Origin of the sequence: Planctomonas psychrotolerans, from assembly GCF_008642235.1 — a bacterium.
Classification (GTDB): domain Bacteria; phylum Actinomycetota; class Actinomycetes; order Actinomycetales; family Microbacteriaceae; genus Planctomonas; species Planctomonas psychrotolerans.
Window position 1 is genome coordinate 1,466,547 of the sequence record NZ_SJEV01000001.1, and the last position, 11,738, is coordinate 1,478,284.

An 11,738-nucleotide genomic window follows, 5' to 3' on the forward strand; every position below is an offset into this window, starting at 1 on the left:
GTTCGTGCATACGCGAACCGCCGGCGCGGTGCCCGCGCCCGCCACGGGGGTCGGCGCACCCGCGACGACCCCGTCCCCGGCGCGGAGGCGCCGCCCCCGCCGCGGCGGATCGCACGTCGTGGCGCATCTCGTGCTCGGTGTCGGCGGCCTCATCATGGCGTTCCCGTTCCTCTGGCAGATCATCATGTCGCTGTCCACGAACGCCGAGGTGCAGAGCGTCACACCGGTCTTCTGGCCGGCCGAACTGCAGTGGGAGAACTACGTCCGGGTGTTCCAGCGACTGCCGTTCTTCGACCAGTTGCAGACGTCGGTCGCGGTCACGGTCATCCGCACCCTCGCGCAGATCCTGTTCTGCACGCTCGCCGGCTACGCGTTCGCGCGGATGAGATTCCGCGGTCGAGGCGTGCTCCTCGCCCTCGTGCTGTCGATCCTCATGGTGCCGTCGCAGGTGTACCTGCTGTCGCAGTACCAGTTGATCCAGGGCTTCGGTCTGCTCGACAGCCTCGGCGGCCTCGTGCTCCCCGGTCTGTTCAGCGCATTCGGTACCTTCCTCATGCGCACCGCGTTCCTCGCGATGCCCGCCGAACTGGAGGAGGCGGCGCGCCTCGACGGCGCCAATCCCCTCCAGATCTTCTGGCGGGTGATGCTGCCGCTCGCCACTCCGACCATCAGCGTGCTCGCCATCACCACCGTGCTCTGGTCGTGGAACGAACTGCTCTGGCCGCTCGTCGTGACCACGTTCAGCGACCGCATGCCGCTGTCCGCCGGCCTGGCCACGCTGATCGGCGACCGCACCACCGACTATCCGGTCGTCATGGCGGCGAGCCTGCTCGCGATGGCGCCGGTCCTGATCATGTTCATCCTGCTGCAGCGGCGCGTCATCGACGGGCTCGCCTCGAGCGGCCTGAAGTGACCCGCCTCACCGCCCTCCTCCATCCTTTTTTCGCCGAACGATCCGGCATCCGTCATTTCGACAAGGAGAACGCATGAAACGCACCATCACCGGCATCGCCCTCGTGGGGGTGGCTGTGCTCGTGGCATCGACGCCCGTGACGGCCGAGACGCTCGATACGACGACCGTTCGCTACGAGGCGAGCGACGAGAACATCGCCAACCCGCAGCGCGGGTTCTACCACCACACCGAGACCCATTACCGGGCGGACGGATCGGGGTATGTTCCGCTCGACGGCGCTGTGCTCGCCGGATTCCGTGACGAGGGCATCACGCAGATCCTCCGGGTGTTCTACCTCGAGAAGTTCGCCGCGACGCCGGAGCTCGACCAGGGATTCCTCGAGCTCGTGCAGGCGGACTACGACACCGCGCGGAAGGCGGGGGTCTCGGTGATCACGCGCTTCGCCTACGTGCAGGGCGGCGCATGGCCGTACGAGCCGCCCTACGGCGACGCCCCCGTGGACGTGGTGCTCGCCCATGTCGCGCAGCTCGCACCGGTGCTCCGGGCGAACTCCGACGTCATCCCCGTCGTCCAGAACGGATTGATCGGGCTGTGGGGGGAGGGCTATTACACGGATCACTTCGTGGCCGACCCCGCCAACCCGGGCGTCGTCACGGAGGAGGACTGGGCGAACCGTTCAGCGGTGACCATGGCGCTGCTCGAGGCGCTTCCGGCCGACCGCTCGGTGCAGGTGCGCACGATGCTGTCGAAGCAGAAGCTGTTCGGCGTGTCGACGGGAGCCGAGGGCGCTCTGTCCGCGGAGGACGCCTACACCGATGAGGCGATCGCCCGCGTCGGTCACCACAACGACTGCCTGCTCGCGGCACCGGACGACTGGGGCACGTTCCTCTCCGACCCGATCGAGCTCGACCAGCAGTACCTCGAGGTCGACAGCCTCTCCGTGCCGGTCGGCGGGGAGACCTGCAATGTGAACCCGCCGCGATCCGAGTGGGCGAGTGCCTCGGCGGAACTGGCCCGATACCACTACAGCTACCTCAACCGCGACTACAACCAGGACGTGCTGAACAGCTGGGGTGAGGAAGGCCTGGCCGAGACCGCACGCCGACTCGGTTACCGCTTCGTGCTGACCGAGAGCACCGTCGTCTCGGACGGGAACGGCGCCGACGAGATCTCGGTCGACGTGCGGAACGACGGCTGGGCGGCGCCCTACACCGTGCGTCCCGCAGCGCTCGTGCTGCAGGACGGCACCGACGCGTACGTCGTGCCGTTCGCCGAGAACGGCGACGCGCGCACCTGGCTGCCCGGCACCACCACCACGCTCACCGCGTCGCTCGACGACGTCCCGGATGGGAACTACGAGGCGTCGCTGGCCCTGCCGTCCGCCGATCTCGGCACCGCGGCCGATCCGCGCTTCGCGATTCGCACCGCGAACGTCGACACCTGGGATGCCGAGACCGGGCTGAACGACCTCGGTCAGCAGATCACGATCCGCGAGACCGCGGCCCCGACCCCCGCACCGACGGAGCCCCCCGTGCCGACGGAGCCGCCCACGGAGCCCGGCACGCCCGCCCCGAGCGACTCCCCGCGCCCCGCGCCCACGGCGCCCGCCGCATCCGGATCGGGATCGGGCACGGGCTCGACCAGCGGCACCACGCCCGCCCGCACCGGCGCGCTCGCCGAGACGGGTGCGGACGCGTCCGCGCTGCCCCTCGGTGTTCTCGCCGGCACGGCGGTGCTGGCGGGAGCGGTGCTCCTCGGGAGCCGGGCGCTCGTCCGTCGCCGTCGCGCGAGCTGACCCTGAGGTAGCGAGCGCACCAACGGTGCCCGGATCGGCCCTGCTCTGCTCTGCGGAGCGGAGAGCCGATCCGGGCACTTCTCGTGTGCGCCGGAGGACTCCAGGTAACGAAACGGTAACGAAGAGCGGATGACGGACCCTCCGCATCCTCTCGGCGCACGACGCCTCGTGCTCGCTCACTAACGTCGGAACCGCTCACCGGAGCGATGGGCGACGTTCGAGGAGGCAGGGTGTCGACGACACAGGCGGTTATCCCCACCGGGGACCAGGTCGTACAGGATCTGCCCTGGCGCTGGCGCGTGCAGGGGTCCATCTTCCTGATCGGTGGACTGGGCTTCATGTTCGACGCCTGGGACGTGATGCTGAACGGCTTCCTCATTCCGCTGCTCAGCGACGAGTGGTCGCTCACGCCCGGTCAGGCGGCATGGATCGGCACGTCGAACCTCATCGGCATGGCCGTCGGCGCGTTCCTCTGGGGTGGGCTCGCCGACCGGATCGGCCGCAAGCGCGCCTTCACCTGGACGCTGCTCATGTTCTCCGTCTTCACCGTGCTCGGTGCGGCGAGCAACGAGCTCGTGCTCTTCTGCGTGTTCCGTTTCCTCGCCGGGATCGGCCTCGGCGGCTGCATTCCGGTCGACTACGCCCTCGTCGGGGAGTTCACCCCGCGCAAGCACCGCGGTCGCGTTCTCGCGGCCATGGACGGGTGGTGGCCGATCGGCGCCACGCTGTGCGGCGTGGTGTCGACCGCGCTGCTCGTCTACGACAACTGGCGCCTGCTGATGCTGGTGATGGTGCTTCCCGCCCTCCTCGTGGTGTGGGTGCGTGCGTCGGTGCCGGAGTCGCCGCTGTTCCTCGTGCGTGCCGGACGCGTGGACGAGGCGAACCGGGTCATCCGCTGGCTCGTCGACCGCACCGGCGCCGCCGTGGAGTCCTGGCGCGACCCCGATCCGCGACGCCTCGCCCCGCTCAGCCTCGGCAGCGTGACCGGACAACTCGCCACCCTGTGGCGCTTCTCCTGGCGCATCACCCTGACCTCGTGGCTGCTCTTCGTCAGCGTGCTGCTGCTCTACTACGCCGCGGTCACCTGGCTGCCCCGCATCCTCGTGGAGGCCGGGTACGGCAACCGCGCCGCCTTCATCCTCACCTCCGGCATGACCGCCATGGGCATCCTCGGCGTCATCGCCGCCGCCCTGCTCATCGAACGGGTCGGCCGCAAGTGGGTGCTCGGGGTGTCGGCGCCCCTCGCGGGCGTGGCGCTGGTGGTGTTCGCCATGGTGCTCGACGACCCCGTCGCCGCGCGGATCGCCATCCTGGCGTTCGGCTTCCTCATCCAGGTGTCGATCCCGGCCCTCTACACCTACGTCTCCGAGCTCTATCCCACCGAGTTGCGCGGATCGGGATTCGGCTGGGCGTCCACCGCGTCGCGCATCGCCACGGGCGTCGCCCCGCTGCTGTTCGGAGCGGTGCTCTGGCCGCTGTTCGGTCTGACCTGGACCTTCATCGCGACCGGCCTCTTCGTGCTCGTCGCCGTGCTGTGGATGGCGAAGGCGACTCCCGAAACGGCGCACTCGCGGCTGCGGTGACCGACGCGGGACCGGGGACGCTCGTAGGGTGGCGGCATGAGCATGCCGCCGTCTCCCCCACCGCAGGGTTCCTCGCCGTCGAGCCCGACTGCGCCGCAGCCGTACGGGCAGCCGTACGGGCAGCCGTACGGCCGGCACTCCTCCGGCCCGCGGCGGGCGGCTCCGCGCACGCCCGCCGCGCCGCCGCTCGACGCCCGCCAGAAGCGAGGGACGTTCTGGGCCGGATTCCTGGCGCTCAACCTGATCTACCTCGGTGGCGGCCTCGTGCTGCTCGCCGTGGGCCTCGGCCTCGTCCTGGGATTCGCGTCCTGGGCCATCCGGTTGGCGAGTACCGGTGAGCCGGGCAGTGCACTCGGACAGGAACCGCGGGCGTTCCTCGCCTTTCTCTCGCAGGTCGATGCTCCGCTGTGGTTGGCGCTCCTGGCACTCGGCGGACTGATCCTCCTCGCCCTCGGCGTTCTCGTGAGCTCGATGGTGCTGTCGCGGCACGGTATCCACAGTCCGTGGGCGGTCACCTGGAGCGCCGTGGGACTGTCGATGCCCGCGCTCGTCGCCGTCGGCGGGGTGCTGTCCTTCGCGAGCCAGGTCGGCGGCGCTGTGGTCTCCTTCGGCACCGCGCCGTGGTGGGGGTCGGGCGGCGGCGCACTCGACGGCGCGGACATCGCTCTCGGCGTCACCCTGGCCCTCGGGGGCCTGCTGGTCTCCCTCGCCGTGGTGGGCGTCGTCGGGTGGCTCCTGTGGTGGGGGATGGCGCATCTCCTTCGCGAGCCCGCGCGAACCTGAGACCGCTCCCCGCTCCCCGCTCCCCGGGCCCGCGCATGGCCGCGGTGCCGATGTCCGCTTCCGCTCAGGACCCGGATCCGTCGTGGGCCCAGGACGCGAGCTCGGCGCCGTCGAGCAGCACGGCGGGATGCGGTCCCGCGGCCTGCAGACCGGCGCGTTCGGCCGGTGAGAACGGGCGGGCGGATGCCGCGAGCACCAGATTGCCGTCCGTGCCGGCCACCAGGCCGCTGGCTCCGCCGAGCAGGGTGACGAACGGGAAGGTGTCGAGCACGTCGGCGGTGCGGGCACGCGGCACCGACAGCTCGGGGCCGATCGGCAGGTTCACGAGCAGCACACCGCTCGGGGCGAGGAGTGCGGAGAGAGAGCGCAGGAAGCCCCTCGATCGCGTCTCCTCGATCACCGGGCCTCCGCTGTAGAAGTCGTCGACCAGCACGTCGACCCGGCCGTGCAGCTCGCCGGGCAGCAGCGTGCTCGCATCCCGAGCATCGCCGGTGACCGTTCCCAGCACGGCCCCGTGGGGCAGCGGCAATGCCGCGACCACCTCGGAAACCATGGTCGGGTCCCGCTCGATGACCCACTGCCGCGAGCCCGGCCGCGTCGCCTGCACGTACCGCGGCAGGGTCAGACCACCCGCACCGAGGTGCACGGTCGTGATCGGCGAGCCGGGGTCACCGATCGCGTCGATCACATTGCCCATCCGCCGCACGTAGTCGAAGAACAGCCGGGTCGGGTCGTCGAGATTCACGTGGGACTGTTCGCGCCCGTCGATGGCCACGGTGACGGCGCCGGGCACGTAGGCATCCGGCTCGATGGAGATCACGCGCGCAACGCTAGCGAGTCGCGGAAAGGCGACGAAATCTGGGAGAGTCAGGGGACGCCCCGCACCACGAGTGTTTCCCGCGACCCGAGGATCGAGACATGACCGCTGCCCGCCTGAGACACGCTCGGCGATTCGCCATGACGACCGTTCGCAGGTCGATGCTCGCCATGTTCGCCAGCCAGCTGCTCGTGATCGGCGGCATCGCCACCGTGGACGCGGTGCAGAAGCGCACGCGCAGCAAGCGGACCAGCTTCCCGCACCCCGGCACGTTCGAGAACACGGTGGCCGACACGTCCGCCACGGTGTACACCTACGGCGAGGACCTCTACGAGGCGATGCTCCAGGCCATCGCCGAGGCGCAGGACGAGATCCTCTTCGAGACCTACATCTGGAAGGGCGACTCGCTCGGGGAACGCTTCCGCGATGCCATCAACGCCGCGGCGGCGCGGGGCGTCTCCGTCTACATCATCTACGACGGCTTCGCCAACCTCGTCGTTCGGCCCTCGTTCTACGACTTCCACCCCGACGTGCACGTGTTCCGCTTCCCGATCCTCCGACCGTCGATCCTGTTCACCAACATCCGCGGCACCGGGTTCGACCACCGCAAGCTGCTCGTGGTCGATGACACGGTGGCCTACGTGGGCGGGTACAACATCGGCGCGACCTACGCGACCACCTGGCGCGACACGCACCTCGCCCTTCGTGGCCCCGCGATCTGGGACCTGCGTCAGGCCTTCGCGAACGTGTGGAACTTGCGGCGCGGGCCGGCGCGCGAACCGCTCGCCGTCACCGGCGCCAGCTCGTGGGAGCCGAGCATCCGCACCGTCAACAACATTCCGGCCAACCTCGTCTTCCCGGTGCGCGGGGTGTACCTGGATGCCATCAATCGCGCGCGGGAGCACATCTACCTCACCACGGCGTACTTCATCCCCGACCGGCAGATCCTCGAGGCCCTCATCCGGGCGAGCAAGCGGGGGGTCGACGTGCGCGTGCTCGTCCCGGAGTACTCGAACCACGTCGTCTCGGACTGGCTGTCCCGAGGCTTCTACACGTCGCTGTTGAAGGCCGGCGTGACCGTGCTGCTGTTCGAGAACGCGATGATCCACGCGAAGACCGCCACGATCGACGGTGAGTGGTCCACGGTGGGCACCGCGAACATCGACCGGCTGAGCCTCACCGGCAACTACGAGATCAACCTCGAGATCTTCGACGCCGACCTGGCCGCCACCATGGAGGAGATCTTCGCGGTCGACTCGTCGAACAGCCACCCGCTCACCCTCGAGGAGTGGGAGAGCCGCCACGTGGTCGCACGAGTGAGCGAGGCGATCCTCATGCCCCTGCGTCCGTTCCTCTAGGCCCCGACCGCATCTATCCCGGCTCGACCGCGTGCGCCGAGAGCGAACGCGCTCCGATACCGGGCACGGACGCTGGTCCTGCGCATCCGCGGGAGTAAACTTGAGTCACACAGACTCAACTCTTATCTCTTGGAGGTAGGGCATGGCGAACATGCAGGGCGCTCCCGGCACCGACGATCGCGCCAAGAGCGCGCTGGAGCAGTACGGAATCAATCTGACCGAGGTGGCGAAGAGCGGGAAGCTCGACCCCGTGATCGGGCGGGATGCGGAGATCCGCCGCATCAGCCAGGTGCTCACCCGGCGCACGAAGAACAATCCCGTGCTGATCGGGGAGCCCGGCGTGGGGAAGACGGCCGTGGTCGAGGGGCTCGCCCAGCGCATCGTGGCGGGCGACGTGGCCGACTCCCTCAAGGACAAGGAACTGGTGGCGCTCGACCTCGCCGCGCTGGTGGCGGGCGCGAAGTACCGGGGCGAGTTCGAGGAGCGGCTGAAGGCCGTGCTCAAGGAGATCAACGACTCCGACGGCCGCGTCATCACGTTCATCGACGAGCTGCACACCCTGATGGGCGCGGGCGGCGGCGAGGGGTCGGTGGCCGCGGCGAACATGCTGAAGCCGATGCTCGCCCGTGGTGAGCTGCGCATGATCGGCGCCACCACGCTCAACGAGTACCGGGAGCACATCGAGAAGGACGCCGCGCTCGAACGCCGGTTCCAGCAGGTCTACGTGGGGGAGCCGTCGGTGGAGGACACCGTCGCGATCCTCCGGGGCCTCAAGGGTCGATACGAGGCGCACCACAAGGTGACGATCGCCGACTCGGCGCTCGTGGCGGCGTCGGTGCTCTCGAACCGCTACATCCCCTCCCGGCAACTGCCCGACAAGGCCATCGACCTCATCGACGAGGCGGCCAGCCGGCTGAAGATGGAGATCGATTCCTCGCCGACCGAGATCGACGAGCTCAAGCGTGCCGTCGACCGGATGAAGATCGAAGAGCTCGCGCTCAAGAAGGAGAAGGACGACGCATCGCGCGAGCGCCTCGAGAAGCTCCGTGAGACGTTGGCCGAACGGCAGACCACCCTCACCGAACTGCAGGCGCGGTGGAATGCGGAGAAGAACTCGTTGCACAACGTCGGCGACCTCAAGACGAGCCTCAACGAGGCCCGCATCTCGCTCGACCGGGCGATGCGGGAGGGGCGCTACGAAGAGGCGTCCAAGCTGAACTACGAGACCATCCCCGGCATCGTGACCAGCCTCGCGGCCGCCGAGCAGGCCGAGTCGAGCGGCCCGCGCATGGTCAACGACCAGGTGACCGACGAGGACATCGCGTCCGTCGTCGCCGCCTGGACGGGCATCCCAGTGGATCGACTCACCCAGGGGGAGAGCGAGAAGCTGTTGCACCTCGAGGGCGAGCTCGGCAAGCGGTTGATCGGGCAGAAGCGCGCGGTGAAGGCCGTCGCCGACGCCGTGCGCCGCTCCCGCGCCGGTCTCTCCGATCCGAACCGACCCACCGGGTCCTTCCTCTTCCTCGGCCCCACCGGCGTCGGCAAGACCGAGCTCGCCAAGGCGCTCGCGGAGTTCCTCTTCGACGACGAGAAGGCCATGGTGCGCATCGACATGAGCGAGTACGGCGAGAAGTTCTCCGTCTCGCGGCTCGTCGGAGCTCCTCCCGGCTACATCGGCTACGAGCAGGGCGGCCAGCTCACCGAGGCCGTCCGTCGTCGCCCGTACTCCGTGATCCTGCTCGACGAGGTGGAGAAGGCGCACCCCGAGGTCTTCGACGTGCTGTTGCAGGTGCTCGACGACGGACGGCTCACCGACGGCCAGGGCCGCACGGTGGACTTCCGCAACGTCATCCTCATCCTCACCTCCAACCTCGGGTCGCACTTCATGGTCGACCAGGCGACGGACGCGGCGGAGAAGGAGCGCGCGGTGCAGGCCCTCGTGCGCCAGGCGTTCAAGCCCGAGTTCGTGAACCGGCTCGACGACATCGTCGTGTTCTCGGCGCTCTCCACCGGCGACCTCGGTCAGATCGTGGAGCTGTACATCGACGCGCTGTCCCGTCGGCTCGGTCAGCGCCGCCTCGAGCTCGCGGTCACGCCCGATGCGCGCCGCTGGCTCGCCGAACGCGGCTACGACCCCGTGTACGGCGCGCGACCGCTGCGCCGCCTCATGCAGCACGAGATCGACGACCGCCTGGCGAACGCGCTTCTGGCCGGCGCGATCCGCGACGGCGACACAGTGCGGGTCGACATGGCCATCGACGGGGACGCCCTCACGGTCGACCGGCTGGAGCCGATCCTCGTCGACTGACCGCCCTACTCCCCCCTGATCTGTCCCGGCACGTCTTGTCTACTCCCGGCGCGCGTAGGTTCGCGTGCCGGGAGTGCAGGATGCGTGCCGCGACGGGATTGTGGGCGGGCGGCGGGTGACGGGCGGCGGGTGGGGTGGCTAGTTCCAGGTGCCGCGGTGCACGAGGTCGCCGAGAGGCTTGCGCGAGCGCGGCGCCGACTCGCGGGCGCGCACGCGCTCGGGGAGGGTGTCCGCCTCACCGAGCACGCCGAGGGCCGACACCGTGAGCGGCTCGAACCGGGCGGGGATGCCGAACGACTCGCGCAGCGCCTCAGCCGAGAATCCCGCCATCTGATGCACATGCAGCCCGTCGGCGTGGGCCTGCACGGTGAAGTGGGCGACGGCCTGTCCGAGGTCGTACTCGTGCCGCGTCCGAGGTGCGCCGTTCTCGTCGGTGACCTCGGCCACGTTGGCGACGAGCACGGTGGCGCTGTGCGCCCACTCGGCGTTGCCCGGAGCCAGGGAGTCGAGGATCGCGGCGAAGGTGTCGTCGCCGCGGCGACCGACGACGAAGCGGGACGGCTGACCATTCGCCAGTGACGGCGTCCACCGGGCGGCCTCGAGGGCGGCGGTGAGCTGCTCGTCGGACACCACGCCATCCGGGTCGAACGCCCGGGGGCTCCAGCGTTCGGCGAGCACATCGACGAGCGGGACGCTGGTTTCGGCGCGTCGGTCGGTCGCGGTGGTGGGCAGCATGCGGAATCCTTTCGCAGGAACGGTCGCGATGCGGGCACCGCGGGAGGGCGGCGCCGGTGCCGTGGAGCCCAACGACGGGCGCGGCCGTCGCATTCCCGCCTGCCCGCGCCGTTCGCTCCGCGCCCCGCGCACTACTGTCGCCGTGCAGGATGCGTGCCGCGACGGATCACCCGACCCGGCGGGTGCCGCAGGCGAGGTCGAGCATGCCGTCGCGTGCCGCCTCGAGGGCGGCCGACACCGCTCCGATGGAGACGACGTCGCCGCCCAGGCGCGACGCCACGAGTTCGGGCGCCGGCAGGTCCAGTTCCCGGGGAAGCGCTGCCCGCGCCGCTCCGATGAGTTCGGCGGCGCCGTCGGCGATCGACCCGGAGACCACGACCCGTGCGGGGTCGAAGAGGCTGCCGAGGATGCCCGTGACGACACCGAGCATCGCGCCGACCCGGTGCATCACCCGCTCGGCATCGGGGTCTCCTCGCCGCGCCGCCTCGAGCACCGTTCGCCCGTCGAGTTCGGCCACGGGCACGGTGGCCAGAGGGCTCCCCTCGGACACCTCGCCCGCGGCGACGGCTTCCCGCGCCCACTGCGCGGCCCGAGACCCGAGTCCCCACGCGCCCTCGACCCCGATCACGTGGTCGAACGCGACCATCTCGCCCACGCCGCCGTGGCGTCCGCGGAGCAGTACGCCGTCGACGACGACCCCGGCCCCGAGGCGCTCCCCGGCGAGGAGCGTGACGTAGTCGCGGCAGCCGACCGCGGCCCCGACGGTGCCCTCGGCGACCGCGGCGAGCGATGCGTCGTTCTCGACTCGGACGAGCGGCACCCATTCGCCGAACAGGGCGGCGAGATCGGGATTCATCCGCCTCCAGAACTCCGCCCGGTGCGGGGGAGACATCCCCGCGCGATCGACGGGCGCCGGTACGCCGATGCAGATGGAGAGCACGTCCTTCCGGGACCGCCCGGCCGTGCGCAGCGCGGCATCCACAGCCGACGTCACTGCGGCGCGCCGTTCGTCGACCGAGTCGTGCTCCGGATCGAGGATCACGTGCTCGCGAGTCAACTCGCCGCCGCGGAGATCGGCCACCACGGTGGTCAGATGTGCGCGCCCGGCGTCGGTGCCCACGACGACCATCTCGCCGGTGCGGAGCGCGAAGCGCCGAGCCGGTCGGCCCTTCCGATAGTCACCCCCCGCCCGCGCGTTGGGGAGCTCGCGGAGCACGCCCAGCTCCACGAGCTCGTCGATCACGTCGATCGTCGTCGAGCGGGTGAGACCGGCGACCGACATCACGTCGCTCGCGGTGAACACCTCGTTCTCCCAGGCGTGGCGGAGCGCGATATCGAGGCTTCTACGGCGTACCGCGCCCGTCGGGGTCGGATTGGACATCAGCCCTTGACCTTTCGCGTCCCATCCTGCATCGTTGTCCCAATCTACTAGATTCGCCAAGTAAA

The 11,738-nt window shown here is 70.0% G+C and carries 9 protein-coding genes; 6 read left to right on the top strand and 3 right to left on the bottom strand.

From position 1 onward, the window contains the following. Positions 1 to 4 precede the first annotated feature (4 nt). From EY822_RS06620 to EY822_RS06635, 4 genes are all read left to right on the top strand, one after another. On the top strand, positions 5 to 913 hold the full coding sequence (locus EY822_RS06620; protein WP_227497081.1) for a carbohydrate ABC transporter permease: 909 nt from the start codon (positions 5 to 7) through the stop codon (positions 911 to 913). A gap of 73 nt (positions 914 to 986) precedes the next feature. Further along, positions 987 to 2,708: a DUF4832 domain-containing protein gene (locus EY822_RS06625; RefSeq protein WP_227497082.1), complete on the top strand. Its 1,722-nt coding sequence runs from the start codon at positions 987 to 989 to the stop codon at positions 2,706 to 2,708. Between the two features lie 206 nt (positions 2,709 to 2,914). After that, positions 2,915 to 4,291 carry an MFS transporter gene (locus EY822_RS06630; RefSeq protein WP_150307549.1) on the top strand — a complete coding sequence of 459 codons (1,377 nt, stop codon included), beginning with the start codon at positions 2,915 to 2,917 and terminating at the stop codon, positions 4,289 to 4,291. 36 nt (positions 4,292 to 4,327) lie between these two features. Beyond that, complete coding sequence (locus EY822_RS06635; RefSeq protein ID WP_150307550.1) at positions 4,328 to 5,074, top strand: hypothetical protein; 747 nt, start codon at positions 4,328 to 4,330, stop codon at positions 5,072 to 5,074. A 64-nt stretch (positions 5,075 to 5,138) separates the two neighbouring features. On the opposite strand, the gene EY822_RS06640 is transcribed toward EY822_RS06635, so the two are convergent. Beyond that, entirely contained in the window at positions 5,139 to 5,894 is a 756-nt protein-coding gene (locus EY822_RS06640) for a spermidine synthase (RefSeq protein ID WP_150307551.1), read from the bottom strand. A 98-nt stretch (positions 5,895 to 5,992) separates the two neighbouring features. Here EY822_RS06640 and EY822_RS06645 point away from each other — a divergent pair, with 98 nt between their 5' ends. Continuing rightward, positions 5,993 to 7,249 (top strand): phospholipase D-like domain-containing protein, encoded by a 1,257-nt coding sequence (locus EY822_RS06645; RefSeq protein WP_150307552.1) that lies wholly within the window; start codon positions 5,993 to 5,995, stop codon positions 7,247 to 7,249. A gap of 142 nt (positions 7,250 to 7,391) precedes the next feature. Then, entirely contained in the window at positions 7,392 to 9,557 is a 2,166-nt protein-coding gene (locus EY822_RS06650) for an ATP-dependent Clp protease ATP-binding subunit (RefSeq protein ID WP_150307553.1), read from the top strand. A gap of 138 nt (positions 9,558 to 9,695) precedes the next feature. Here the strand turns inward: EY822_RS06650 and EY822_RS06655 are convergent, their stop codons facing one another. Then, positions 9,696 to 10,292, bottom strand: coding sequence for a nitroreductase family protein (locus tag EY822_RS06655; protein ID WP_150307554.1), 597 nt, complete (start codon positions 10,290 to 10,292; stop codon positions 9,696 to 9,698). Positions 10,293 to 10,458: 166 nt separating this feature from the next. Then, complete coding sequence (locus EY822_RS06660; protein ID WP_150307555.1) at positions 10,459 to 11,673, bottom strand: ROK family protein; 1,215 nt, start codon at positions 11,671 to 11,673, stop codon at positions 10,459 to 10,461. Between the last annotated feature and the right edge of the window lie 65 nt (positions 11,674 to 11,738).

Excerpts from the sequence above, each read along its gene's own strand:
- EY822_RS06660 (WP_150307555.1), bottom strand. The coding sequence starts at position 11,673 with ATGTCCAATCCGACCCCGACGGGCGCGGTACGCCGTAGAAGCCTCGAT.
- EY822_RS06625 (WP_227497082.1), top strand. The coding sequence starts at position 987 with ATGAAACGCACCATCACCGGCATCGCCCTCGTGGGGGTGGCTGTGCTC.
- EY822_RS06635 (WP_150307550.1), top strand. The coding sequence starts at position 4,328 with ATGAGCATGCCGCCGTCTCCCCCACCGCAGGGTTCCTCGCCGTCGAGC.
- EY822_RS06645 (WP_150307552.1), top strand. The coding sequence starts at position 5,993 with ATGACCGCTGCCCGCCTGAGACACGCTCGGCGATTCGCCATGACGACC.
- EY822_RS06655 (WP_150307554.1), bottom strand. The coding sequence starts at position 10,292 with ATGCTGCCCACCACCGCGACCGACCGACGCGCCGAAACCAGCGTCCCG.
- EY822_RS06650 (WP_150307553.1), top strand. The coding sequence starts at position 7,392 with ATGGCGAACATGCAGGGCGCTCCCGGCACCGACGATCGCGCCAAGAGC.
- EY822_RS06630 (WP_150307549.1), top strand. The coding sequence starts at position 2,915 with ATGGGCGACGTTCGAGGAGGCAGGGTGTCGACGACACAGGCGGTTATC.